The organism is Leptospira yanagawae serovar Saopaulo str. Sao Paulo = ATCC 700523, assembly GCF_000332475.2.
GTDB classification, from domain to species: domain Bacteria; phylum Spirochaetota; class Leptospiria; order Leptospirales; family Leptospiraceae; genus Leptospira_A; species Leptospira_A yanagawae.
On record NZ_AOGX02000015.1, the window covers coordinates 1,231,753 to 1,256,931 of the forward strand.

Below are 25,179 nucleotides of genomic sequence, written 5' to 3' on the forward strand. Positions count from 1 at the left end.
GGTGGGACTACTCGATAAGGCCGAAGAAATCAAAAAAACTTCGGAAGGAAAAGTATCCCAAGCTCCATCTGCAAAAAAAGAAACCCCATCCTTATTAAAAAAAGCAGAGCACTTTCGAGAAGTGGAACCTCCCATTCCTGCTACTCCTTCTACAAAGAAAGAATCTTTGTCTATCCCCGATTCCGACTCCGAATGGTTAGACGATGCGATCTCGGATTCTTTAGCCACTGAAATTGGTGACTTACCAAGTCCAGATGGAGAGGAAGAATTTGATTTAAGTGATATTCCAGAACTGACTGATTCAGACTTCGGTGATTTGTCAGAAGAACATGAAAGGTGGGATGAAGGTCCAGCTTCCAATTTAGAAGATGATTTGGATTCATTACACGAAGAATCAAATCCTTACGAACCAGTATCTTCCGACCTAGTATCTGATTTAACACCAGATCAGGAATCTGAAAACGAATCTATGTTTCCAGAGCCGGATGCAATTGAATCGGAGATAGAAGAAAATACAATTGTTGAGGATGAAAACCCAGAAGTAAAACCTGAACCAGTCCAAAACAAAGACAAAGAACCTGAGTTAGGTGATGATTTAATTGAACGTGATTATCACGATGATTTGGTTGAACCAGATGTTCCTTTGCCAGAAGTGAATTTGTTTGATGAATGGGAAAATGATGCTAAGAAAGAGGCCGCAAAACAACCTTTACGTCCTGTAAAAGAAGATCCGGCTCCAATCGGCGAAGAAGTGTTATTCGATGATGAATCGGATTTCGGTACAGCTCCAATGGCATACCATCTCGCTTCCAAAAAAAGAATCGAAAATTACCAAGCCATATTTGAAATCACGAAAGAAATTGCTTCTTCCAAAGAATTTTCTGATTTTTTTGATAATTTAGTCTATAGTTTGATCGGGCAGGTTGGTTGCCATTCTGTTGTGATCCTAACATCTACAAATTTAAAAAATTCTAAATGGGAAGCCGTTGCTGCTCAGGGAATCCAATCGAAAGACTCATGGTATTTATCACCTGGTGATGAAATTTACGCGCGCATTTCTGATTCAGAAACTGTTATTTATGCAGGTGAATTCAAATCATCGCGATTACCAAACAGAGAACTGGTTTTATTAAATGAGATGGGTTCTGAAATCCTTGTTCCCATTCGACATGGGGAAAGATGTTTTGGCATTCTTTCTCTTGGGAAACTTATCAATGGTGAAGAATATATTACTGATGATTTAGAATTTGCAAAAATCGTTGGAGATATCGCTGGTTCTGTTTTCGAAAGGGTATCTGAATTTGAAGCGATGGGCGATGATTTAGTCCATGCAAAAGAAGTGATCGAAATCAATGAATCCGTTTTGCAGTTTGCAAGAGATTTTGCAAAAGTGAGAAAAATGGATGAAGCATATGATCTACTCATTGATCATATAAAAGCCAAATTAGGTGTAAAACAATTTTCCTTTTTAGTTTTAGACTCGGAAACTAGATCCGACTATATCGTATTTGGTTCCAATTTTATTTTACCAGAAAGAACCAAAGACTTTCGACTTAGCAAAGATTCAGATATTGTCGGTATGGTTTCAAATGTATCAGGTGTTTATAAATTAGAAAATTTTAGAGAAGATTCTGAACTCAAATCTATATTCACCAATGATGAACTAGGAATCATGAATGAATTTACAATTCTTCCCATCATCAATCTCAATTGGTTAGTGGGTATGGTAATCATTCATTCTACAGGAACTGCTTGGACAGATACCATACGAGATGTAGCCGTATCCATGTTAGAAACCTCGGCACCTGTGTTTGCAAATTTATTGATTTTACAAGAGAAGGAAGCCCTATTCCGAAATCCATTTAATCCTTTAGAATCAAGAATCATTACCGAGATGGAAAAGGCATCCTCACTCAAAGCATCTTTCACAGTTTCCTTGTTTAAAATCCAAAATGTTTCCAGAATGATTCACTTAGTAGGAACTGGAACTTTTGCAAGATATGCAGATACATTGCGTAAAACAATGATGGATCACATTAGTGAATTGGACTTCTTTACTCGTGTGGGACAGGGCAAATTTGTTTTAGTGTTACATGGAAAAGATAAAGAAGAAACAGATGTTGTGATTAAAAAGATAAAGTCATCGTTTGCAAAAAAAGAAGACGCGATCATTGGTAATTTCCGAGCAAGTTACCGTGTATTAACTTTGTCTTATCCACATGATACAAAGGACAAAAATCAATTTTTGGAAATGGTTGAAGAAGCCTAAAACTCTTCGTGTTATTCAATTCTCTCTCCTTTTTACTTAGTTTTTTTGTTTTTTATCTCTTTTACTATTATTCCTCTTTTCGTATTCGGAAACTTTTACTTTTATTTTTTGGGATCTATTTTTATTCTCGTTGGGGAATCGGGGCAACGTTTTTATTATTTGGTTCTATCATCTTTAACTATACCATCGCGATTTGGATGGACAAATGTTCGTTTGGCAAAAGAAAACAAATATTTGTTTTGGGAATCATCACAAATGTTTTGTATTTAGGTGTCTTTAAATATTTTTTATTCCTTTGGGGGATGTTTTCTGATGTAAGTGTAGAACTTGGAGGCCAACCATTTACTTGGAAACTTAACTTACTTTTACCCATAGGGATTTCGTTCTACACATTTCATAACATCAGTTATTTGATTGAAGTGTATGATGAAAAAATAAAGGTATGCAAAAATTTTCTTACCTTTACTTTGTATGATTTGTTTTTTCCACTTTTGTTACTCGGTCCCATTGAGAGACCAGGGAACTTAATCCCTCAATTTGAATCAAATCGGACAATCACTAAGGAACAAATTTGGAATGGTTTTTTTCTTTTTTGTTTTGGGGTTTTTATCAAATCAAGTATAGCAGATCCTTTGTCTCGTTATGTGGAAATGAATGTAAACTCGTTTCAAACAATAGAACCAGGGATTTTATGGATCATTGCTCCAACAATTGCCTTCCAAGTGTATGCAGATTTTTTTGGTTACTCTCTCTGTGCCATGGGACTTGCCGAGTCAATGGGGTTTGAACTCATGAACAATTTCAAAAGACCATTTTTTTCATCTAATCCTTCTGAGTTTTGGTCGAAATGGCATATATCACTTTCAACCTGGTTGCGTGATTACGTCTATATAAAGTTAGGTGGGAACCGACACGGATTTATTCGTGAAAATATCAATTTAATGTTGGTTTGGTTTCTGACTGGGATTTGGCACGGGGCGGGTTACGGATTTATCATTTGGGGTGTTTACTTAGGAATTTGTCTCGTTGGTTATCGTTTCTTGAAGTATGTGGGATTTACTAAATTCCAACATTTGATTTTTTCAAGTTTAGGAATTTTTTTTACATTTATAACGTTTTCCCTTGGGTTGTTACTCTTTCGCATCACCTCTCCCACTGATGTTTACCTCATTGTAGAAAATTTAATGTCTTTTCCTAAGTTTGAACAAATTCCATATGGATTACTCCTTATTATTGCACCACTTTTGATTTTTGACCTTTGGCAGGAATGGAAAGATACAAATCGACCTAGTTTTTTCCATAACCAAAATCCTTTGCAAGTTACCTTCATTTTTGTATTAGGATATATTTGGTTCTCTCTTGTATCACCGTTTGCGAAGGAAGATTTTTTCTATTTCCAATTTTAAGGAAAACAATATACAAAATGAAACTTCGTTATCTTCTTTTATCTCTTCTTTTACTCTCAGTTTTTATGCATTGTACATGGAAGTATTTTGTTCCGCTTTGTGATACCACTTCGATGTATTGGTATCATGCAAATGAAAGAAAATGGAATTCATCTGGCAAAATATTGGTATTAGGTGATAGCCAAATTGTAAGTGGGATTTTACCAGAAACCATTGCCGAGTTGGAACATGTGTCTGTAGAAGAGGTCATTTATCTTCCAAAACCAAGCCAACAACCAGAAGGAATTTATTCCGATACCTTATATTTAATCCCAAAACTACCAAAGTTAAAAAAAATTTATGTGAATCTTTCTCCTCTCAATACAAGCAAAAACTCAATCACAGATGCCCACAAACAATTATACTATTCATTTTCTAAATTACAATCATCTGATTTAATAGACCCACTGCTTCGAAAGGTTTATTTCCCTAATCTAACAGATCTACTATGGAAGATCATCATACAAATTTTTCCTTATTTTGGTCTTAGTTCTAATTTGAATCGAATGTTTTATGACCAAACAGTGCAAACTGACTTAGCCAATCGTCGTTTAGAGTTTGTTCGCATTCAAAAAAGCATGGAAGAAGAGAGTGGAGCTTGGATTTGGAAATCAATAGACAAAGATCCATCGATCACAAAGGAAGAAACGTTCCAAAATTTAGATACGACGATCCTTGCAGGCAAACGCGATGGTTCCATCCAATTATGGAACAAAGTCATACAAACCTGGAAGGAAAAACAAATTGATGTAGTTGTGTTTAGAATTCCATTTTCACCACAAATGGAAATGGATTTGGATCAAAAACAAGGGAATGGGGTTGCCGATTCGCTATTAGAATCAATGCAATCAGAAGCAAACGGAAGTAAGGTGAAAGTTTATAATTTTAAATCAATTTTTTTAAATCAATATGAGTATTTTGCTGATTTAACACATCTCAACCAAAAGGGAAGAGACGTGTTTGCAAAGGTAATCAAGAAAGAGTTACTTAATCACTCCGACCCTACGGCCAAGGGCATGTAAGTTGATTCCCCAACCTAAACCTAAAAATTGTTTTGGTGTAAGTATTTCTTCCGTGGTTGGATCCCAAATATCTTTAACGAACGCTTCTGCTGAAATTTCAGTCCCGTAAGGGATCCCCCAAAAATTTTTATCTTCTTTGTATGACATATTGCCCCCTCAATTTTACCAAATCTTACGATTTTGAGGTTTCTACCATAGTATAAAATTCTTGGAAATGGTATGCCGAATCATGTGGTCCAGGACATGCTTCTGGGTGGTATTGCACTGCCATCACTGGTAAATTTTTGGTTTTCAGTCCAGCCACTGTATTGTCAAAAAGATTGATTCTTGTGATAGGCATATCCGTTGATGACTCACCTAACACGTGGAAGCCATGATTTTGGGAAGTGATTTCGATTTTTCCTGTTTCTTCATTACGAACAGGGTGGTTTCCACCACGGTGACCAAATTTGAGTTTGGATGTTTTTTTCCCCAAGGCAAGGCCAATGATTTGGTGGCCGAGACAAATCCCGAAGAGTGGTTTTTTTGCGTCCATAATGATTTTTGCCGATTGGATCGCATAATCAAGTGGAGCTGGATCCCCAGGACCATTTGATAAAAAGAAGGCATCAAATCCATCTTTCAAAAGATCTTCTGCTTTTGTTTTGGCTGGGAAAACATGGACATTAAAACCTGCGGAATCAAGTAGGCGTAAGATATTTCGTTTGATTCCAAAATCATAAACAGCCAGTTTAAACTTACTTGGAGAATGCGCGCCAAACACATATGGTTTTTCACAAGTCACAACTTGGGCCAAGTCTTGGCCTTCCATAGAAGGTGCATTTTTCACAGTTTCCAAAAAGGAATCTTCGTACGTTTCATTGACAAAGATTCCACAATTCATGGCACCTGAGGTTCGGAGAATGCGCGTTAGCTTGCGTGTGTCAATCCCTTCAATGGCAGGCACACCAAAACGAATCAAGAATTCACTTAGAGTTTCTTTGGATTGGAAGTTGGAGGGACGTTTGACGTATTCTTTGACAATGAGTCCAGAAGCTTGGATTCGATCGGATTCCATATCGTCTGGATTGATTCCATAATTCCCAATCATTGGGTAGGTAAGTGTGACAAGTTGACCTTTGTAGGAAGGGTCAGTGAGGATTTCCTGATACCCTGCCATAGAAGTATTAAATACTACTTCCCCGATCGAATTCTTATTTGCACCGAAGGATCGGCCCTTCATGACCGTTCCGTTTGCTAAAACCAAAAAAGCCTGCATCAAATCCATTCCAAAGAACTAGGCCAGGCTTGCGAACAAAAATTCATCAATCTTTTACATAATAACGTTTGATTCGGTCGTAACGGTATTCTCCATCAATGTTGACTGTTCCCAGCTCTGCGAGTGTGTCTGCCATCGATTTCGCTTCTACTGGGTCGATTGTCAGGTAAAATCGTCTCCCTCGCACAAGATACACGATTTGACCTGTTGTTGGATCTGCTTCTACAACTTGGCCTTGTACGGTTTTGGTTTGCGATGTTTTTACGGGTGAACTTACTTTGAACCTTTGGAAGACATGAGGTTTTCCTACGCAGAGCCATTCATCCGAAGTGGGGGTCAGTTGTGTTGCTTTTCCTTCCACATACAGATTTGATTTGGGTTTATTTCCAAAACTAAGACGCATGGTTTCGGAATCACAATGGATGGTTTTCTCGCGCAGATTGGTTGGATCCAAAAAACGAAAGTATGGGTCTTCACCTTCCACTTCCCAAGAGACAAGTTCACCGGAAATGCGAATCATCTTTCTTTCTTTCGCTTCGAGAGTGATCGAAAAAAGAACAAAAAGCCAAAGAAATCTGCAAATAAGGAAAAGTTGTTTAGACAGGGTTAGACTCATTCGAAATTCCACAATTAACACAATTTTCGTGAAGATTTAACAATTTTATTTGACAAAACCTATGAGAAGCACTAGTTTCATTGCAATTGTCGGTATAGACGGTTGTCGATAGGCATTCGTTTATCCGCAGGAACGAAAAAAATTCAGGAAACACTCACTAAGGAGTAATCATCAAATGCTGAAATCTCTACGCTTTGGAATGATGGGGTTCTTACTTATGTGCTTAGCTGGTAGCTTAAGCGCACAATCAGGTCCTCGTTCTTATTTTATGGTCGGTTTGGGTATGCAATTCGACCTCGCACAACTCGGTGGAACCATTACAAAAGATGGTCTCGATTCAAGAAACGCTACGGCTTCAAGAGACTCCGCCGGAAACATCACTGGATACCCTGTTCAAAAAGCAATTTATCCTGAAAACACACTTGTTAGTTTGAAGCGAACTACTGGTGGAGTTGTTGGTGCGAAAACAAGCGGAGCTATGGTTGGTGGTAACGTCAACGTAGGTTACGAAAAAGAAGGGATTTTTGGACTCAATAGCTTATTCTGGAGAATCAATGTTAACTACACGACTAAAATCGCTGGTGGTGAAACTTCTTCTACTGTAATGGGTTACAAATGGTTAGACCAAGAGTGGCATTACACTGCTTGGACAGTTCCTACTTACTTAGGGATCAAATTATACAATGCTGCAAATGATACTGCTGTTTACATCGGAGCAGGGGTAAACTACTTCCAAGGTTCTTGGGGAGTTTCTGGAACCATCAACGCGCCTGCACTGCAAGCGTTCACAGCTGGTTTAGGCCCTGGAGGTACAACTCTTGCTGGTTCCGGTGGTGCATTAATTTCTGATGCTCCAAACCCAGGAATCTACAAAGAGAACGTACGTTTCGGCGCAAGTGGATTCGGACTCAACTGGTTGGTTGGTGCACAAACAAAAGTAACTGACAAAGGACACCTTTTCTTCGAATTGGAAACCATCCTTTCTGCAGGAATGGGTGTTGGTGGAGTTAGCTCCGTTGGTGGTGCTTCTGCTCTTGCTCCTTGGGTTGCATACCCAGTGGTAATCGGTGGACAAACTTACCGCGTAGGTTACAAAATCGAAATCTAATCACAACACAACGTAGATTAGGAAGAAGCCGGAATTGGTCATCCAACTCCGGCTTTTTTTATGCCAAAAGGAAATCAATGAAAGGGAACTTTAACAGAAATCCAAGAAGGTGAAAATTGAAATCCAAATTGAATTTTGTAATGAACAAATTTTAATTTGGTTTCATAACCTGTTTGATGAATGCCTCATCTCTTTTTGTAAGGCCATTTTGGTCATGAGTGTATAGTTTTAATCGGACAAGATTGTATACATTCCAGATTTCTGCATGGTGATCCAAGGATTCCGATACTAACGCTAACTTTGTGATAAAAGAAAATGCAGTTTGGAAGGAAGAAAATTTTTTTTCAAAGTGAAAGGATTGAAGTCCATCATTCGATTCCAATTTCCATTCGGGGTATCTTTCCAAAATGGATTGGATTTCTGATTCTGTTAGTTTTTGCATTCGTTCCTTCATCATTTTACCTTCCGTTTGTGGAATACAATTAAATACAATCCAAGGAGGATGATCGCTCCACCTAATATCTTTTGCATATCAAAGGGTTCGTTCAAAAATAAAATCCCAACAAACAGTAAAAAAATTGGTTCAAAGAGAAGGGTTGCATTGAGTTTACTGATGGGTAAATAGTTGTGAGCCTCAAAATAAAATGCCCTTCCTAAAAAATAACCGAGTAAAGAAAAAAATCCAAGAGTGACTATGATATGCCAATGAGGTACTAAAAAAGATCCAATCCATAAGGAATATAATAAGAAAAATACACATAACAAAAACAAACGAAGGTATGCATATTCAAGTCCCAAAATTTCAGGGATATATTTTTTAATCATATAACTTTGGATGGCGAATAAAAATGCACTGAGTAAAATACAAAATGCTGATAATAGATGGATTTGACCTTGTAATGTGGAAATCAAATAAATCCCTACAATCGAAAGAAAGAATCCTAATATTTCACGGTCTTTGAATCGTTCTCCTAAAAAAATAACTCCTAGGATCACATTGTAAAGTACAGTAGTTTTGATGAGAATGGCTGCCGGACCTAAATCCGTTTGTTTTAGTGCATAATAATACAAAACAATTCCCATAGCATTGGAAAATGTTCCCAGAAGTAATATGAAACCATCTCGTCTAACAGTTGTAGTGAGTTTTTCCCTTCGGAGTTTGGAACCAAGTAAAAATGGGGTCACAACTAAAAAGGCAAATCCTACTCCATAAAAGGCCGCCATTTCTGGTGAAAGGTTGGTCCTTCGAAATACCTCTTTGAATCCAATTACCTCAAAGGCGAAAAATACACCTGTGAGGAAAACAAAGAAATAACCTTTTTTTTCATTACCAGTCAATGGGTTCTTTCTCAAGCTTTCGTAAATATTCATTGGTTTTGGAAAAATGTGAATTCCCAAAGAAACCTCGATAGGCAGAAAGGGGAGATGGATGAGCTGATTTTAACACCAAGTGTTTGTTTGCTGGAATTAAGATTTCTTTTTTACCTGCAAATGCCCCCCATAAAAGGAAAACTAAATTGGACCTTTGTTCAGCTAATATTTTGATCACAGCATCTGTGAAAATTTCCCATCCTTTGTTTTGGTGAGAACCTGCTTTGTCTTTTTCAACTGTCAGTGTTGCATTGAGTAAAAACACACCTTGTTTGGCTAAATAACTCAGGTCACCAGACTTCGGAAAAGGTTTATTTACATCATCTTCTATTTCTTTAAAGATGTTTTGCAGTGAAGGCGGAAACGGAACACCATCTAACACTGAAAAACAAAGTCCATGTGCTTGTCCAGGTCCATGGTAGGGGTCCTGCCCAAGTATGACTACCTTAACCTTCTCAAAAGGGCATAAATCAAAGGCATTAAATATTTGTTTAGCCGGGGGGTAAATAATTTTTGATTTGTATTCGTTTCTCACCCATTCCCGTAAGGCTGTGAAATAAGGTTTTTCAAATTCTTCTTTTAAAACCTCTTTCCAACCTGGTTCAATTTGTACGTCTTTCAGATTTCCCCTCCGAATGAAAGAATAACACGCGTAAATCGATACCTCCATGCGTAACATGAATGGTTTTTTTAGAAAAGTTGCGAAGTTCTTTCATACATTCACTCCATTTCTCTTCCGTAGGACAAAGGATCATCCCTATGATTGAAACATTATTTTTGAATTGTTTGGCCAAGGTTTCAATTCGATTTCCGATTTTAGAATACAAAACTTCGTCTGGACCAGTTCGTTCATTTTTACGATATCCATAAGGAGGATTTAATGGTAAAAAATAATGGGTTTTATTAGGCTCTGCCTCTGGAAATACAGGTAAGGTTCTTAAAAAATCAGAGATCGTATGGTCAATGGTCTCGACATGAACTAAGTTTCGCCAATGGGAAAATTCCTTTGTCCAATACGGTTCTAAAGCAGGATCCGTATCTTGTAAGACAACGGGAGTGAAAGATAATTGATTCTCCATTTGAGTTTGATTCTTTTTTAGAAAATGATCAAACGATTTTGAAGGGTATAAATTTAATTTTTTCCAAACGAATTCCCGTGGTAAGGTTAAAAAGGGAATTTTTTCTTCACTTAATTTCCATTCGGTGGCAAATGTCATTGTCCCTGCAAAAGGAATGTACACGGTTTTTACTTTGTGTTTGGGAACTGAGAAAATCTCAAAACATTCTTCTATTAAAATATGAGCTAAGTCTTCTGGAATGGGGGCACTTGTTGGGAAATTTGCTTTGATACCACGTTTGTATCCAGGTTCCCCTAATACCGAGATAGAAACGGTGATTTCATTTTCAAAAAAACTGATGTGTAGGTTATCTTTGACCTCATAAAATTTTGTATCGGGTGATAGAAACAGAGGTTTTGCAATGGATACTGCTTCCGTTAAAATTCTTTCCCATTCCGATTCGCGTTTATCTGACGATGGATTCCAGTCAGTAGTCCTTGCGATCACTAAACGTAAATCTCTGATAAAATAGCCATGAAACAAAAGATAGGTGATTTGGTGGGCATTTGCATTTTCGATTTTGATTTTTTCGGAAAATACACGTACATTCGTTTCAGGTTGGTTGGGGAGTGGGACAGTATTTAAAATTTCTTTGACTCTATCACCAACCCAAGTGGAGGTTCCCGGTGGAAAATACAATTCCCAAGTCAACGTTGTCCCATGTTGTGGTTTTCGGATTCTAAATTTCCAATTCATCTTTTCCTTGCTTTACCGATTTCTTTGGAAAGATTGTCCTAACATGACTAGGATCTTCACTCCAGAACTTTTTTTGGTGATTGCCGCCATTCTTTGGGGTGGAACCTTTGTGGTCATCAAACTTGCACTCGATTCCGTGCCTCCCTTTCTCTTTTTGGCCGTGAGGTTTTGGTTAGCAGGAATCATCACGTTATTCATCTACAGAAAAACCCTATTTTCCAAGACAAATCGAAGGTGGGATTACATTTTACCTGCTTTTTTTGTGGCTTGTTCGGCCCTTCTTGGATATGCTTTTCAGACCATTGGACTTGTATACACATCGGCTACACAGTCAGGCTTTATGACAGGAGCCTATGTAATCTTTGTTCCTTTATTAGAAATTGCCATCGAACGAAAACTGCCTTCATTACGCACTTGGACTGCGGTTGTGATTGTTGTGATCGGACTGTTTTGTATTTCTCAAAATGGAAAGTCCTATGAAGAATTTCAAAATGAATTTGGATTTAGTTTTGGTGATGGGATCACACTGATAGGAGCCTTCTTCTTTGCAGTTTACATCATTTTGATTGATATCTATAGCAAAAAAATACCAACACAAATCCTTGTCTCATTCGAAATCTTACTCATTGCCATCGTCTCTACATTTTTGTTTCCAGTGGAATCGGTTTTTCTTTCCCAACCGATTTCGATCCAATTTGATTCTAAGTTTTGGATTGGGATTTTTTATACCTCGGTTTTTGCTACTATCTTTACAACACAAATCCAAACTAGATACCAAAAGGCAGTATCTCCCGCTAGGGCTGGATTACTTTATAGTTTAGAACCCGTTTTTTCTTTTTTTCTAGCATATCTTGTATTAGGTGAAAGATTAGGGCTTGTTGGGGCCGTAGGATCTTTATTAACTTTATTTGGGATCCTATTTTCTGAAATGGGAAAATGGAACAAACGAGAAGAGTGATCCAGAGGAAGACTTTTCCTCTTCTACATTGTACCTTTTCAATTTTACGTCCTCTACACTAAATGATTTGGTGTTCCTTCAAAGCATGGTAAAGGATACCAATCGTCACTTTTAAAATAGATAACACTGGTATGGCGAGTAACATCCCAAAAATTCCAAAAAAATTCCCACCCACTGCAATCCCAATTAAAATCGCAAGTGGGTGTAAGGATACTGCGTTTGCGATTACGACTGGTTGGACTATGGCGTTATCAACTAATTGTGCAACAACTACGACTGATGCAATGGATCCAATGGACGGAGACATTTCAGGGAATAAAATAGCAAATAGGATGGGTGGAATGGCTCCAATCAATGGTCCTAAATAGGGAATGGAATTGGCGACTCCTAAAAAGATTCCAAAAAGGAAAAAAAACTTCACTCCAACAAAATAAAAACCAATGGATGCAACGATTGCCATAATCCCACATTGTACCACCAAACTTTTGAGGTAACTTGTGATTTGTTGGTTCATCCTGTAAAACACCATTAAAAACATTTCGAAAAAACGATTGGGTATAAAACTAATCATCGTTTTATAAATTAAATTGGCATCGAGTAACAAAAAGAAGCTGATGATCGGAATGATGATCATCCAACTGATAAAGGTTGGAATCATCACAACTATACCACGTAAAAATTCTTCTAAATTGGTAGTGGCAAGTTTAGCAATTTCTTCTGGGTTGATAATCTTTTTCCAAAGTTCGGGATTTTTGGAGACAACAGGAAGTTTTGTAAAATCCAAAAGTTGAAAATTGGGATCATCCATTTTTGAGGACCATTCTGATACGATGGGTTGTGCTTTTTCAAAAAGGTTCGGAAGGTAAAACGCTAAAAACCAATACGCACCTGCGATTAAAAATGTAAAGATGACGATGATGGTAATCGCGCGGTGGATGCCTCTAGATTCAAAATAATCGACGATCCCATGGAAAATATAAAAATGAATGCCAGAGATCAGAAGTGGAATTGCTAAAAATTTAACACCCACAATTCCAATGAGGATCGTTAAAGCGATCAATCCAAAAAAAGCAGATCGTAAAACCAAGGAAGAAACACTATTTTCTTTAAAGATCATTTGGATTTATTCTTTTTACTTTTAAAGTATGCGGCTTCAAGTGTATCATTTGTTTTGCGAAGCCTGTCGGCAATGATGGATGCAAAACTTAAGAGTAAATCATTTCCCACTCTTGGTTTCGTTTCCAATAAAGTTTTCAATTCTGGTTGGAAAAATCCTAGTAAAATAGAATCAACTAACGCTACAGCTGTTGCTGACCTTGGGAAATCTTGGAATAAAGCAAGTTCACCAAAAAAGGCACCTTTCTCTAGTTCGGCGAGTTTTAGGGTGACACCTTCTCGTTCCGAATATATTTCTACCTTCCCTTGTAAGATCAAATACACTCCCGTTCCGGCTTGTCCTTGGTAAAAAATTGTTTCACCCGCATAGTACTTACGTTTGTGGATGAGTCGTGCGACCTCACGAAGGGTCCTTCGTGACATACCGTGGAAGATTGCAGTTTCACGCAAAAAATGTGAAATCTCCGTAATCGGATTGTCATCGCGTTTGAGAATGGATTTCCAAAGGGGAAGTTGCATAGTGCCTCTCTATTATAAATCGGATAGACGAGGTCTGGAATTGATAAAACTTGCTCTTATGGGACAAGCTTTTTACGTAACTGGCACGGGCACGGACGTTGGTAAAACCTTCTTTTCCAGTCTCTTTATGGCAAAATATGCCGAAAAACATGGATTTCGGTATTGGAAACCCATCCAAACAGGGACGGTAAGTGCAGATGATACAAGTTTTGTAAAAAAAAACAACTCGTTTGCCTGATACTTACTTTTTGAACCCAAGTTTTGTTTTCAAAACACCTGCAAGTCCTCATTACGCTGCGAAGTTGGAAGGACAATCCATCGATCCAAAATCATTGCTTACAGCCATTTCCAAAGAAAGGAAAAACAATACACTCATAGAAGGTGCGGGGGGAGTCTTTGTTCCCATTACGGAAGATTACCTAACCATCCGAGGCATCCAAGAATCAAATTTGGGAGTGGTTGTGGTTGGTTCCACTGAACTCGGAACGATCAATCATACTTTATTAACATTAGAAGCATTGACATCCCGTTTTATTCCAGTGTTCGGATTTTATCTGGTGGGACCTGAAAACCCATTACAAGAAGACAACGCTACCATTATACAAAAATTAGGTGGTGTTAGTTTTTTGGGTTCTACAAATTTTCCAGAACAAAAGTTAAGTTCGGAAGAATTTAAAACATTTGCATTGGACCAGTTTGACAAAAATCGGAATGTCATTGATGTCGTTATAAATGTAGACGATGAATCTTAATCCAGTCCATATTCATACTTGGGTGCCTCTTACCATCCAAGACGAATCCGAACCACTCTTAAATATTGTATCTGCTGAAAAAGAATTTCTTACAGATGATGAAGGGAATGTTTGGATCGATGCCATTTCGAGTTGGTGGACAATGATTTTTGGACATCGTCATCCTAAACTTCTTTCTGCCTTACAAACTCAAATCCAGAGTTTAGACCATGTACTTCTTGCTGGCAATATCCATGAACCCGCAGAAAAATTATCAAAATCGATTTTAGAACTTACTAATTTTGATTTTACAAAAGTATTTTATTCAGATAACGGATCAAATGCGATTGAGATCTCATTAAAACTTGCGATCCAATTTTATGAAAATCATCCTGATTTCAAATCTCGTTCTGAATTTTTAGTATTTTCTAATTCCTATCATGGGGATAGCATTGGTGCGATGAATGTTTCTGGGAAAAATTACTTCAATCGAATATTTTCAGAACTTCGATTTCCCACAAAAGAATTCCCCGCTCCTAATTGTATGAATTGTCCTTGGGGGAAAAAACCAATTGATTGCAAAACTGAATGTTTGTCTGATTTGGAACTCGCCATCAAACAAAAAGAATATGCTGGGATTGTGATTGAACCTTTGGTTTTTGGTGCCAATGGGATGTTGTTTTATGATCAAAAGGTTTTGGTAAAACTACGTGAACTCGCAACCTATACAAATACATTACTTATTTTTGATGAAGTGTTTACAGGGATGGGAAAACTAGGGGAAGTGTTTGCTTACCAAAAAGCAGGAGTGAAACCAGACCTCTTAGTGTTTGCAAAAGGTCTGACAGGTGGTGTATTGCCCCTTGCTGCCACATTGGTTTCTAAATCGATTTATGAAACATTTGTCTCCAAAGATCCATACAAAGCTTTTTTCCATGCCCATACGATGACTGGGAATCCAATTTCATGTAGCGTCGGTTATGCGGCAATCAGTCTCTTACAAGAAACAGGCCTATCAATGGTGAAATTGTTAGAATCTAAGTTAAAACTACATGCCGAATCCTTTCAAAAAAAGATGGGAAACTCAGTGGAAAATGTACGAGTGATGGGTGCCATATTTGCCTTTGAATGGAAAGAACCTGTTGCTTCAGATGAATACTTAAATCCCATTGGAAAACAAATCAAAAACTCCCTTCGTAAATTTCATATCTTACTTAGGCCTCTCGGACGTACGATTTACATCACACCCCCCTACACGATTTCCGATGATTCCTTGGCAAAAATATTTTATGCTCTCGAGACAAGTCTCAGTGAATTTTTAAAATCAGAAAAAGACTAAAGAATCTCTTCCATTTTCTTCGTTTACAGAGTCACCCGTTGAAAAGAATTTGTTTTCATGATCGCAAGTGTCCAAGAAAAAACCACCTCTTCCTCACCCTCAGTCATTTCAGAGGAAGATGCCCTTCAGATTTTAAGGGGTGAAATTCCACTTTTGCCAATCGTAGCAAAAGCATCTGAAGAACGATTCCGTCATTTTGGGAACCGAGTCCGCATTCATATTCTTGATAACATTAAAAATGGCTATTGCCCTGAGGACTGTGGATACTGCGCACAAAGAAAAGGTGGGGAATCGGGGATCCAAGAGTATTCTTTAAAATCTCCAGAAGAAATCTGGGAAGATGCTAAAAAGGCGAAAGAAAACGGAGCTTACCGTTTTTGTATGGTAACCTCTGGCCGAGGGCCAACAGACAAAGCTGTCGATAAATTAGCCGAGACCATCTCCAAAATCAATGGAGAACTAGGAATGAAGGTTTGTCTTTCTGCTGGGATCTTGGATGCGAAAAAAGCAAAGGCATTAAAAGATGCTGGCCTTGATCGATACAACCACAACCTCAATACTTCTGAATCAAAATACAACGAAATTTGTTCCACACATACTTTCCAAGACCGACTAACGACACTTAAGGCGGCAAAAGAAGCAGAGATTGGACTATGTTCTGGGATCATTGTAGGAATGGGGGAAGAGTTAAAAGACATTGTTCAAGTGGCCTTTGAACTGAAGCGATTAGGAGTGATTTCCATTCCAGTGAATTTTTTCATTCCCATCAAAGGGCATGCGATCCAGAAATCCCCACTCACTCCTGAATTTTGCCTCCGTGTATTGTCTGTCTTTCGTTTGGTGAATCCCGATTCTGAAATCCGTGTGGGAGCAGGTCGTGAAGGACATCTGGGTTCCTTACAATCCATGGCATTGTATGTCGCTAACTCCTTATTTGCAGAAGGCTATTTAAATGTCAAAGGGAGCGAAATGGAACAGACCATGAATCTCATTCGTGATTGCAATATGGTGCCTGAGTTTACTGAAGGAATTCCTGAGGGTTGGGAAGACTACGAATCAAAGTTTTTATACGACGAGAAAAACTTTCCAGAACTCTATAAACATAAAAAGTAGTTTGCCTTTTTCACTTTTGGCGGTATCATGCTCCTACTTTACCGCCTCTAGTGAAACACATGCAAAAACCTTCTTTACCATTTGGAAAACAAATTAGTTATGCAGTAGGCCAACTTGGTTGGTCTACACTCATCAATATCATTGGCCTCCACCAAGTTTATTTTTACCTTCCCCCAGCACCCAAACCAGGTCAGGACTGTTTCCCCGATTTGATTGAAAAAATGGCGTTCTGGGGCCTTTCCACCATTGGTGTGGTGGCTGCGGTCGGACGTTTGTGGGATGCATTTACAGATCCGCTCATTGCGAATTCTTCGGATCGATTTTCTTCACGCTTTGGTAGAAGGATTCCTTTTTTATTTTTAGGTGGGATTCCATCTGCCGTCTTTTGTTGGTTAATCTTTGTGCCACCACATAACTTCATTTCTTCGACCAATTTGGTTTGGATGACGAGTTTTATGTTGCTCTTCTATTTATTTTTAACAGTGTATGTCACACCCTTTTTTGCACTCATCCCAGAGTTAGGCCATACTCCAGAAGAACGACTCAATCTTTCTACATACATTTCAGTTACGTATGCACTTGGAATCATTGTGGCCTCCACGGAACCAATGATTGCTAGTGCGTTGCAATCAAGTTTTGTCTTCGATGTCGACCCATCACTACAGACACTTGCAGCGCGCCAATATGCTCTCGGAATCCTTTGTATCTTTGCTGCGATTTGTATGTACTTCCCTGTGTTTACCATCCATGAAAAAACATATTGTGAGTCGGAAGCTTCCAGTGTTCCATTTAAAGAAGCCATCATTCTTACCTTCAAAAACAAAAACTTTTTGTATTTTGCACTTTCTGATTTGTGTTACTTCTTAGCACTCACCATCTTAACAACAGGGATCTCTTACTACGTAACGGTTCTTTTGGAATTAGAAAGAGACTTTGTGACACAACTCCTTACAGTGATGTTACTGGTTTCCTTTGCCTTTTATCCCGTTGTGAATTTTGTGGCACGAAAAATTGGCAAAAAGAGAACGGTTCTCATTGGATTTTATACCTTTCTTGCATTGTTTTTATCCATTTATTTCATCGGGAAAAACAGTTTACCAATCTCCCCGTATATCCAAGGTTACATGATTGTTGCGGTAGCAGCCATTCCAATTGCAATTCTTGGAATATTACCAAATGCGATATTAGCAGATATTGCTGAACTTGATTCATTAAAAACTGGGTCAAAACGGGAAGGACTTTTTTATGCGGGACGCACCTTTATGCAAAAACTAGGACAAACACTTGCAGTTTTGATCTTTAGTTCCGTGATTTTGCTTGGTCTTGACCGAGATTCTAAAAAACAAGTTTCACCCAATGTGACAGGGATCATTGCACCATCTGTGTCTGATTCTAAGTCAGAACCGAAAAAAAATAGTGAGACTGAGGCAAAAATAAGTAAGGAATCAACTATTTGTAAAGTCGAAGAAGTAGAAGCTGGTGGGGAACTTGGAGTTCGATTGACAGGTCCTCTGGCTTCTGCATTCTGTTTACTTGCAATTTTTCTCTTTGGAAAATACAAAGAGGATGAAACGTTAGAAGAGATTGCAAAGATACGTGGTAAATAAATCCTGGTTTTTGGAGCTATTCAGATGAGATATCGCATTGAGACAACCAAGTTAAAGAACGGGTATATCGAAGCCAAACTCATCGAGACAACCACAAATAACCCGATTGAATTTCGGATTTGTGATACGGAAGAATATGCGCAGGCCCAAATCAAAGATTGGCAAAAGCGCTTCCGAATGAATGAACCGCAAGAACAGGATTAAATTCTTCCTCCGATGGGGCGTGCTTTTCGCCCTGGTTTTGAGTGTTACCAATTGTAATTCCACCTCAAAACGAGATTACTTTGACACAAACTTCAAATGTTTTGCCGAGCCAGGATGGCGTGACCAATCCAACTTCAAAAAGTACATTGAAAAGGGTTGGCTACCCACACGCCTGTTATACGGTGAAGATAATAACAGAATCAAACGATCAGAAATAGTTTTCGCAGGTGATAGTTTGGTTCATTTGTTTTTGCCGGACCTTATGGCAAAAGAATTCCCAGGAAAATCGGTCACCAACCGAGGCATTGGTGGTGATATGACAGAGACATTATTAACTCGTATTGACGAAGACGTTTTAGTTTTGAATCCGAAAACTGTGGTCATCGAAATTGGAGGGAATGATTTCATCCAAGGTAAATGTTTGAGTCTTGTGCAGAATAATTTACTTTCCATCATTAAAAAGATCCATTCCAAGAACCAACAAATTCGTATCTTTTTGATCGCAGTACCACCCACTCGAGTGAAAGAACTCAATCAGATTGTTCCTGTTTACAATTTGTTTTTGAACCATGTGGCTCGTTCCACTCCAAATGTAGAATACATCGAAGTTTGGGATGTGATGCGAAAACTTGATTTCCCCACACTCAGTGAGGAGTTCATTCGACCCAACGGTGATAGTTTGCATTTTAATGAAAAGGGATATGAACTTTGGGGTAAAAAACTAAGACCTTATTTGCAAAAATAAAAATGAATTCAATTCTACTTATCTCTCGTTCTCCGATTCCTGATTCTATCATTCCAAAAACATTTCCCACTATCATCCAAAATGTGAGTGATCCCTCCTCTTTTGGGAATCATCCAAGTTCTGTTTCTGAATCCAAAATTTTTGTTTCAAAGCAATTGGGATTACACTGTGTGAGAATCGAACGAAATGAAAATATGAGTCGTGATCAAATTTTGGAAATTCGAAATGAATTGGCAAAAGACAAAATCGATTTTTTAGTTTTCAATTCCTTGTTACCAAAATCAGATAAGTCACTTTTTGTTTTTGATATGGATTCCACTGTCATCAAAGAAGAAGTGATAGATGAATTGGCTAGGAAACATGGAGTCTTTGAAGAAGTTGCAAGTGTTACCAAAAAAGCAATGGAAGGTGGGATGGGATTTGATGAAGCCCTGCGCCTTCGTGTGGAACATTTAAAAGGACTTTCGATCCAAAGTTTTAAGGAAGTATATGATCTTTTGCAACTCAATGATGGGATGGAAAATGTATTTCAATTTGTTCCAGCAAACGGTTGTAAGATTGGGATCTTAAGTGGTGGATTTAGCCCTGTATTGGAATTATTTTCTAAGAAGTACCCAATTGATTTTTTCAGGGCCAATGGTTTGGAAGAAAAACATGGTTTTTTTACAGGAGAAATCCTTGGTGAGATCATCAACCGAGAAAAAAAAGAATTATATTTAAAAAAATATGCAAATGAACTTTCCATTCCATTAAATCGGGTAGTTGCCGTTGGAGATGGAGCCAATGATGCTCTGATGTTAAATGTGGCAGGTTTTGGCATTGGAATCCATGCGAAACAAGGTTTAAAAGACAAAATTACCAACTGGATTGAGTTTACTGATTTATCAGCTTTAGTTTTCCTCTTTGAGAATTCTTTTTAATTCATCTAATATAGAAAGCGCTTCAAGTGGTGGAATTTTATTTGGATCAAGACCTAAAATCCTATTTATCACCTTTTCTTCGTTTGCTGAGATTCCCTTAGTTTCTTTTTCCAGTAAATTTCCAAATAAACTTGGTTCATCATTTTTGATTTTGATTTCTCTTTTTTTGGATTCTAGGCCAGATAAAATTTCTTTTGCTCTTTCTGAGACCGATACTGGAATTCCTGCCAGTTTTGCTACATAGATTCCGAAGGATTGTTTAGATTTTCCTCGTTTTACTTTTTTTAAGAAAAGAATTTCACCATCTTTTTCAAACGTATCTAAGTAAAGATTGAAGATGCCTGCTCCTTTTTCAAGTTCTGTTAACTCATGGTAATGGGTGGCAAAAATGGTTTTAGGTTTTGGAAAGTTTTGACTTAAGAATTCTAAAATTGCCCAAGCGATGGACAAACCATCGTAAGTGGATGTTCCTCGTCCCACTTCATCAAAAATAAGCAAACTGTTTTCTGTAAATTGATTTAAGATAGTGGCAGTTTCTTTCATCTCTACAAAAAAAGTTGATTCACCTTTGGTTAAGTTGTCTCCAGATCCAATTCGCGTGAAAATTCGGTCCACAATGGCAAGAGAGGCTTTTTTTGCCGGGACATAGGAACCCATTTGGAAAAGAATTTGGTTAATGGCAATTTGTCTCATAAAAGTAGACTTACCTGCCATATTGGGACCCGTTAACACTGCAATGGCATTTTCTTTTGGATTGAGTTCGAGGTTATTGGGGACAAAACGTTCGCCAATCGGTAAAAAAGTTTCTACCACTGGATGGCGAGAATCGATGTATTCAATGATCCCATCTGTTCGGATTTCTGGTCTTGTCCATTGGTATTCCTCTTTGATTTCGGTAAGAGAAAGATGGTAATCAAGAGATGCCACTTCGTTGGATAATGTTAAAAAAGCTTCGTAAAGTGAAATACAAGAAGTTACCAAATGATCAAATACTTGTTTTTCGATTCTTTCGATGATTTCATCCGCCTGTAGGATGGCTCTTTCCAATTCTTCTAATTTTGGTGATGTAAATCTTTCCCCTGTCACAAGGGTTTGTTTTTTTAAAAAATGAGATGGAACATCTTTGGCTTGGGCTTTAGACACTTCGATAAAGTATCCAAGGATTTTATTGTAACGGATTTTGAGACTCGAACAACCGGATTCTTTTTTTTCCTTTTCTTCGAGTTCTAAAATCCAATCTTTTCCTTTTTCCCGCGCAAGGATCGCGTCATCGTATTCTTTGTTAAAACCAGATCTTAAAAAAGGTGAGTTTCCTAAAAATACTGGAAGTTCCCCATCAAACAAAGTAGTTTGGAATTCTAAAACGAGTGATTCTAATTCCTTTGGAAGTTTGGAAAAGTCATAACCAATCCCATCTAAAACCAGTTTCATTTGCCTAACGGCCGTTAAGCTTTTTTCGATCCCTCTAAAATCGCGAGGTAATGCTTTGCCCACACGGAACCGGGTAATGACTCGTTCTAAATCAATGAGATCCCCGAGTGATTCTTTGATTTTGAGTCTTTCTTTTTTGTTTTGGGTTAAAATTTCAATTTTGTCCCAATGATCTTTGATTTTGTTTTCATCACGAGTGGGAAAAAGAATCCTTTGTTTGAGGTAACGTTTTCCCGTGGCGGTCGTACAACGATTCAAAACTCCAAAAAGTGTATGGTTTTTGTCATTGGGATTTTCGACTAACTCCAAATGGGAAACGGTTTGTTCATCTAATATTAAATATTCAGCTTCATCGATCCTTCTAGGGGATTTAAAAACAAAATTTTGATTCCGGTAATTATATTGTAAATAAGCATCTAATACATGTACAACGGAATCAATTCCTGCTCCCTTTTTTTTCGGTAAAAATTCCTTTGGGATTTGTGATAGGATGATTTTTGATTCTTTTGAGAGAGGAGGAATCTCTTCTGTATAAATCATTTCCTTCGGGGAAAATCGTTTGATGGTATCAAGAATTCTTTCTTTTTCAGTTTCCGAGAAAAAAAAGTAAACAAGTTCCGATGTTGATACATCAGCAAACGCTAAGTATATGGAAGATTTTTCTTTGTAGTATAGGGATAAATAATTGTTTTGGTATCCACCAAGTAAATTATCTTCCACGACTGTACCTGGTGTGATGATTCGCACCACTTCCCTTGACATGATCTTGGCTTTTGGGTCATCGGGTTTTGTTTGTTCGCAAACCACTACTTTTTTCCCAGCAGATATAAGCCTAGATATATAACTTTCTGTCGCATGGTAGGGGATTCCTGCCATTGGGATTTGGTTTTGTCTTTTGGTGAGCGTGATGTCTAAAATTTGTGCCGCAATTTTAGCATCCTCCATAAACATTTCGTAAAAATCACCCATTCGAAAGAAAACTATCCCATCCGGGTGGAGTTCTTTTACTTCCAAATACTGGCGCATCACTGGAGTATTCAAAGCTTCATAGGTTTCGGACATTGTGTACCAATTCTTTGATTTTATTTGGATCTTTTTTACCGTCTGTTTCCACACCACTTGCGACATCAATTCCAGTTGGATTTAAACTCTTTAAGGCGAACTGGACATTTTCTGGTGTGATCCCACCTGCAAGTAAGTACGGTCGTTTTACGTTTGTTATATATTCCCAAGGGAAGGTATGCCCACTCCCACCACCAAGACCCTTCTGAAAACTATCTAAAATCACGAGGGGTGACATGGGTTCTAATCCTTCATCCGAAACAACGGGAGATTGTATTCGTATTGCAGGTAATAATTGTTTATGGTTTGTGAGAGAGTCCCAAAGTTCCATAGGTACAAATTGGTCTCCTCGGATGAGTTGGATCAAATCGGGTGAAAATTCTTTTGTGATCTGAAGGATTTCTTCTGTTGTGTTTTCAAAGAATAAAAATACCACTTTAGGGAACTTGGGCTTTTGGCGGAAGGAAAGGAGTTCCTTTGCAATCGTTTGATCGATTTTACGAGGGGAACGAGGAGAAAAATTAAGACCAACAAAATCCACACCGAGTTCGTGGCACAACTCCAGTGTGGGAAGGTCTTTGATTCCACAAATTTTGATTTGGTATTTGGTTCCCATCGAGAACCAGATTGGTTTAACTCAAATCGGAGGCAATCGATCCTTTGTATCCAAAGTGTAAAAATTTAAGGAAACTGTCTTGGTACACAAGCATGTCTTGTTTGGAAATCCCTTGTCTTACCATTTGTACAAAGATATTCAAGAAAAATGACAAGATATTCCGAACCACAAACTCATCCACTTCTCCTTTGTAACTAGGGTTTTTTTGTTTGAAGTTGTTGTATTGTTCGAAGTTGATTTTTGTGAGCCTTGTGAGAACCGTATCTGGAAATTCTTCCAGATGAGAGCCTTGTGCCTTCGTAAGGAGTAGGATAAAATCATCTCGGTTCGCATCCACGTAATCTAAGGCGATGTGAAACCTTTCTTTCCACGCCTCATAACTGTCGTTAAATCGTTTTTCAAAATAATCTGGATGGGAAACGTAAGCGAACGCCTTTTCCAATCCAGACAACACAGGTTGTAAGATTTCTGTGAGTAAGTGTTCTTTGTTTTCAAAGTAGTTGTAGATATTACTCGTCGAAACCTTTGCTTTTTTGGCAATGGTGCGCATACTTGCTTTTTCAAAACCAAGTTGGATGAACTCTTCCCGAGCGGCCTGTAGAATTTCTTTTCTAGTATGTTCTTTTGGAGTTTGCATAGTCCTGAACGATGTTTCCTAAAAGAACAATCTCGTTCAGGATTCATTTGTAAAGTCCAATTTTACATCTTTATTGTATTTTGTATTAAATTTGCCACAATTCCATAAAGTCGAAAACTCCCTAACACCAAAATGGGAGTTCTGCCTTGGAATAAAGGAACAAGTTCCAAATCTGTGCTGGCCCTTTGGACTCGAGGGGATAGCGGTCCTTGAGGCTCTGGGAACCTTCCAAATCCATTCCCTTCCCAAAGGAAGAGGGTTTCCAATTGTGTTTCCGATTCGAGGAACGAGTTTAGGATGCCAGAAAGGTCCTTATCCGGAAGGCTCCCGAGGAGGACATGGAATTTGGGATGGGATTTGGCAAATTCGAGAGTGGTTGTTCGGATGGCATCTGGGTTATGGGAAGGATCAAAAACCACGAGGGGTTGGTTTGCCAAAACTTCCATCCTGCCTTTAGGTTTTGGTAGGTCTTGGAAGTGTACCAATTCTAGATTTGTTTTTTGGTTTGGAAATACAACCTTAAGGATCGTTTTCGCATAAAGGAAATTAAATTCCAGATAACTTTCTTTAGGCGAAGAAGAGACCATATGCAGTGGCAAGATGTCTTTTTGGGGAAAATTTTGGAATGCTTCTGGTAAAGAGGTAACTTCCTCTTCCAAAGCAAAAAGGGCTTTGGTCTGTTCCCCTATAATGCCTAATTTTTCCTTACAGATCACTTCTTTTGTTTTTCCCAAAATTTCAGAATGGTCGAGCCCTATTTTTGTAAGTACAACAAAGTCAGCATCTACAAGTTTTGTGGCATCCAATCTCCCTCCAAGCCCTGCTTCCCAGATTTCGACATCTACATTTTGGTTTTGAAAGAAATGATACGTGAAAACAGTTAAATATTCAAAGTAGGATAAGGAATCATATTGAGAAAGGTTTGGTAAAAACTCGTTTTGGAAACAGTTTTCTACCTCATTTGGATGGGGTAGGTTTGGAATCCCGTCCTTCACAATTTGGAACCGTTCGAGTGGAGAGAGTAGATGTGGGGAAGTGTAAAGTCCAACTGTTTTTCCAAGTTTTGATATTAGACAAGCTAAGTAGTGTGAGGTGGAGCCTTTTCCGTTTGTGCCTACCACACTGATCCGAATGGGGGCATGTTGTTTTTGATTGAAAGTTTCTTTACTCGAATCAAAAACTTTTTTGAGAGAGTCCAAAGTATAGTTTTGGAACACATTGAAATTTCTAGTTTTTTCAATGTTTTGCCTTTCGTTTAAAAAATCTAAAAATTTCATG

At 38.1% G+C, this 25,179-nt stretch carries 26 protein-coding genes; 13 read left to right on the plus strand and 13 right to left on the minus strand.

Annotated features, from left to right (window positions below; all coding sequences use genetic code 11):
* The first annotated feature begins 1 nt into the window (after position 1).
* From LEP1GSC202_RS09570 to LEP1GSC202_RS09580, 3 genes are read left to right on the plus strand one after another with little or no spacing between them, the layout of a single operon-like run.
* A complete protein-coding gene (locus tag LEP1GSC202_RS09570; RefSeq protein ID WP_015676511.1) occupies positions 2 to 2,269 on the plus strand; it encodes a GAF domain protein in 2,268 nt (755 codons plus the stop codon).
* 8 nt (positions 2,270 to 2,277) lie between these two features.
* Positions 2,278 to 3,675, plus strand: a complete 1,398-nt coding sequence (locus LEP1GSC202_RS09575; RefSeq protein WP_015676769.1) for an MBOAT family O-acyltransferase — start codon at positions 2,278 to 2,280, stop codon at positions 3,673 to 3,675.
* Positions 3,676 to 3,692: 17 nt separating this feature from the next.
* Positions 3,693 to 4,736 (plus strand): hypothetical protein, encoded by a 1,044-nt coding sequence (locus LEP1GSC202_RS09580; RefSeq protein WP_015676418.1) that lies wholly within the window; start codon positions 3,693 to 3,695, stop codon positions 4,734 to 4,736.
* Here the strand turns inward: LEP1GSC202_RS09580 and LEP1GSC202_RS09585 are convergent.
* From LEP1GSC202_RS09585 to LEP1GSC202_RS09595, 3 genes are read right to left on the minus strand one after another with little or no spacing between them, the layout of a single operon-like run.
* On the minus strand, positions 4,698 to 4,883 hold the full coding sequence (locus LEP1GSC202_RS09585; RefSeq protein WP_015677365.1) for a DUF5808 domain-containing protein: 186 nt from the start codon (positions 4,881 to 4,883) through the stop codon (positions 4,698 to 4,700). The two genes, LEP1GSC202_RS09580 and LEP1GSC202_RS09585, sit on opposite strands and share 39 nt — an antisense overlap.
* Positions 4,884 to 4,908: 25 nt before the next feature.
* Positions 4,909 to 5,994 carry a glutamine-hydrolyzing carbamoyl-phosphate synthase small subunit gene (gene carA / locus LEP1GSC202_RS09590; protein WP_015677135.1) on the minus strand — a complete coding sequence of 362 codons (1,086 nt, stop codon included), beginning with the start codon at positions 5,992 to 5,994 and terminating at the stop codon, positions 4,909 to 4,911.
* Between the two features lie 46 nt (positions 5,995 to 6,040).
* Positions 6,041 to 6,514 (minus strand): hypothetical protein, encoded by a 474-nt coding sequence (locus tag LEP1GSC202_RS09595; protein ID WP_244147681.1) that lies wholly within the window; start codon positions 6,512 to 6,514, stop codon positions 6,041 to 6,043.
* Between the two features lie 271 nt (positions 6,515 to 6,785).
* Here LEP1GSC202_RS09595 and LEP1GSC202_RS09600 point away from each other — a divergent pair, with 271 nt between their 5' ends.
* Positions 6,786 to 7,718, plus strand: a complete 933-nt coding sequence (locus tag LEP1GSC202_RS09600) for a porin OmpL1 (RefSeq protein ID WP_039928504.1) — start codon at positions 6,786 to 6,788, stop codon at positions 7,716 to 7,718.
* Positions 7,719 to 7,869: 151 nt separating this feature from the next.
* On the opposite strand, the gene LEP1GSC202_RS09605 is transcribed toward LEP1GSC202_RS09600, so the two are convergent.
* The 4 genes from LEP1GSC202_RS09605 to LEP1GSC202_RS09620 are packed head-to-tail and all read right to left on the minus strand — an operon-like array spanning position 7,870 to position 10,903.
* Positions 7,870 to 8,175 (minus strand): 4a-hydroxytetrahydrobiopterin dehydratase, encoded by a 306-nt coding sequence (locus LEP1GSC202_RS09605; RefSeq protein WP_244147682.1) that lies wholly within the window; start codon positions 8,173 to 8,175, stop codon positions 7,870 to 7,872.
* The gene (locus LEP1GSC202_RS09610) at positions 8,172 to 9,056 is read right to left on the minus strand and encodes a DMT family transporter (protein WP_015677429.1); all 885 of its coding nucleotides are present in this window, start codon (positions 9,054 to 9,056) and stop codon (positions 8,172 to 8,174) included. The genes LEP1GSC202_RS09605 and LEP1GSC202_RS09610 overlap by 4 nt, the downstream gene beginning before the upstream one ends.
* Positions 9,046 to 9,768 (minus strand): uracil-DNA glycosylase, encoded by a 723-nt coding sequence (gene ung / locus LEP1GSC202_RS09615; RefSeq protein WP_244147683.1) that lies wholly within the window; start codon positions 9,766 to 9,768, stop codon positions 9,046 to 9,048. The genes LEP1GSC202_RS09610 and ung overlap by 11 nt, the downstream gene beginning before the upstream one ends.
* Complete coding sequence (locus LEP1GSC202_RS09620; protein WP_015676603.1) at positions 9,692 to 10,903, minus strand: hypothetical protein; 1,212 nt, start codon at positions 10,901 to 10,903, stop codon at positions 9,692 to 9,694. Before LEP1GSC202_RS09620 ends, ung begins: the two co-directional genes overlap by 77 nt.
* A gap of 43 nt (positions 10,904 to 10,946) precedes the next feature.
* Between LEP1GSC202_RS09620 and LEP1GSC202_RS09625 the strand changes: the two genes are divergently transcribed.
* Positions 10,947 to 11,861, plus strand: coding sequence for a DMT family transporter (locus tag LEP1GSC202_RS09625; protein ID WP_015677021.1), 915 nt, complete (start codon positions 10,947 to 10,949; stop codon positions 11,859 to 11,861).
* Between the two features lie 58 nt (positions 11,862 to 11,919).
* On the opposite strand, the gene LEP1GSC202_RS09630 is transcribed toward LEP1GSC202_RS09625, so the two are convergent.
* Both LEP1GSC202_RS09630 and LEP1GSC202_RS09635 read right to left on the minus strand, forming a co-directional pair.
* Positions 11,920 to 12,978, minus strand: coding sequence for an AI-2E family transporter (locus tag LEP1GSC202_RS09630; protein ID WP_015676969.1), 1,059 nt, complete (start codon positions 12,976 to 12,978; stop codon positions 11,920 to 11,922).
* Positions 12,975 to 13,496 (minus strand): cyclic nucleotide-binding domain-containing protein, encoded by a 522-nt coding sequence (locus LEP1GSC202_RS09635; protein ID WP_015676953.1) that lies wholly within the window; start codon positions 13,494 to 13,496, stop codon positions 12,975 to 12,977. Before LEP1GSC202_RS09635 ends, LEP1GSC202_RS09630 begins: the two co-directional genes overlap by 4 nt.
* A 1-nt stretch (position 13,497) precedes the next feature.
* Between LEP1GSC202_RS09635 and LEP1GSC202_RS20390 the strand changes: the two genes are divergently transcribed.
* From LEP1GSC202_RS20390 to serB, 8 genes are read left to right on the plus strand one after another with little or no spacing between them, the layout of a single operon-like run.
* Positions 13,498 to 13,734 carry a dethiobiotin synthase gene (locus tag LEP1GSC202_RS20390; protein WP_279615300.1) on the plus strand — a complete coding sequence of 79 codons (237 nt, stop codon included), beginning with the start codon at positions 13,498 to 13,500 and terminating at the stop codon, positions 13,732 to 13,734.
* Positions 13,727 to 14,248: a dethiobiotin synthase gene (bioD, locus tag LEP1GSC202_RS09640; RefSeq protein WP_279615301.1), complete on the plus strand. Its 522-nt coding sequence runs from the start codon at positions 13,727 to 13,729 to the stop codon at positions 14,246 to 14,248. Before LEP1GSC202_RS20390 ends, bioD begins: the two co-directional genes overlap by 8 nt.
* Positions 14,238 to 15,566, plus strand: coding sequence for an adenosylmethionine--8-amino-7-oxononanoate transaminase (gene bioA, locus LEP1GSC202_RS09645; RefSeq protein WP_015677131.1), 1,329 nt, complete (start codon positions 14,238 to 14,240; stop codon positions 15,564 to 15,566). Before bioD ends, bioA begins: the two co-directional genes overlap by 11 nt.
* 57 nt (positions 15,567 to 15,623) lie before the next feature.
* Positions 15,624 to 16,679, plus strand: coding sequence for a biotin synthase BioB (bioB, locus tag LEP1GSC202_RS09650; protein WP_015676366.1), 1,056 nt, complete (start codon positions 15,624 to 15,626; stop codon positions 16,677 to 16,679).
* Positions 16,680 to 16,738: 59 nt separating this feature from the next.
* On the plus strand, positions 16,739 to 18,286 hold the full coding sequence (locus LEP1GSC202_RS09655) for an MFS transporter (RefSeq protein ID WP_015677236.1): 1,548 nt from the start codon (positions 16,739 to 16,741) through the stop codon (positions 18,284 to 18,286).
* A gap of 24 nt (positions 18,287 to 18,310) precedes the next feature.
* Positions 18,311 to 18,490, plus strand: coding sequence for a hypothetical protein (locus tag LEP1GSC202_RS09660; protein ID WP_002975048.1), 180 nt, complete (start codon positions 18,311 to 18,313; stop codon positions 18,488 to 18,490).
* A 19-nt stretch (positions 18,491 to 18,509) separates the two neighbouring features.
* Positions 18,510 to 19,235 (plus strand): GDSL-type esterase/lipase family protein, encoded by a 726-nt coding sequence (locus tag LEP1GSC202_RS09665; protein WP_039928735.1) that lies wholly within the window; start codon positions 18,510 to 18,512, stop codon positions 19,233 to 19,235.
* Between the two features lie 2 nt (positions 19,236 to 19,237).
* Positions 19,238 to 20,155: a phosphoserine phosphatase SerB gene (gene serB, locus LEP1GSC202_RS09670; RefSeq protein WP_015676857.1), complete on the plus strand. Its 918-nt coding sequence runs from the start codon at positions 19,238 to 19,240 to the stop codon at positions 20,153 to 20,155.
* Here serB and mutS read toward each other — a convergent pair.
* The 4 genes from mutS to LEP1GSC202_RS09690 all read right to left on the minus strand — a co-directional run bounded on the left by mutS (position 20,126) and on the right by LEP1GSC202_RS09690 (position 25,178).
* Positions 20,126 to 22,648 carry a DNA mismatch repair protein MutS gene (mutS, locus tag LEP1GSC202_RS09675; protein WP_015676428.1) on the minus strand — a complete coding sequence of 841 codons (2,523 nt, stop codon included), beginning with the start codon at positions 22,646 to 22,648 and terminating at the stop codon, positions 20,126 to 20,128. The genes serB and mutS overlap by 30 nt on opposite strands.
* Entirely contained in the window at positions 22,632 to 23,264 is a 633-nt protein-coding gene (locus LEP1GSC202_RS09680; RefSeq protein ID WP_015677115.1) for a phosphoribosylanthranilate isomerase, read from the minus strand. Before LEP1GSC202_RS09680 ends, mutS begins: the two co-directional genes overlap by 17 nt.
* A 16-nt stretch (positions 23,265 to 23,280) precedes the next feature.
* Positions 23,281 to 23,901, minus strand: coding sequence for a TetR/AcrR family transcriptional regulator (locus tag LEP1GSC202_RS09685; protein WP_015677495.1), 621 nt, complete (start codon positions 23,899 to 23,901; stop codon positions 23,281 to 23,283).
* Positions 23,902 to 23,963: 62 nt separating this feature from the next.
* Entirely contained in the window at positions 23,964 to 25,178 is a 1,215-nt protein-coding gene (locus tag LEP1GSC202_RS09690) for a folylpolyglutamate synthase/dihydrofolate synthase family protein (RefSeq protein WP_015676934.1), read from the minus strand.
* Between the last annotated feature and the right edge of the window lies 1 nt (position 25,179).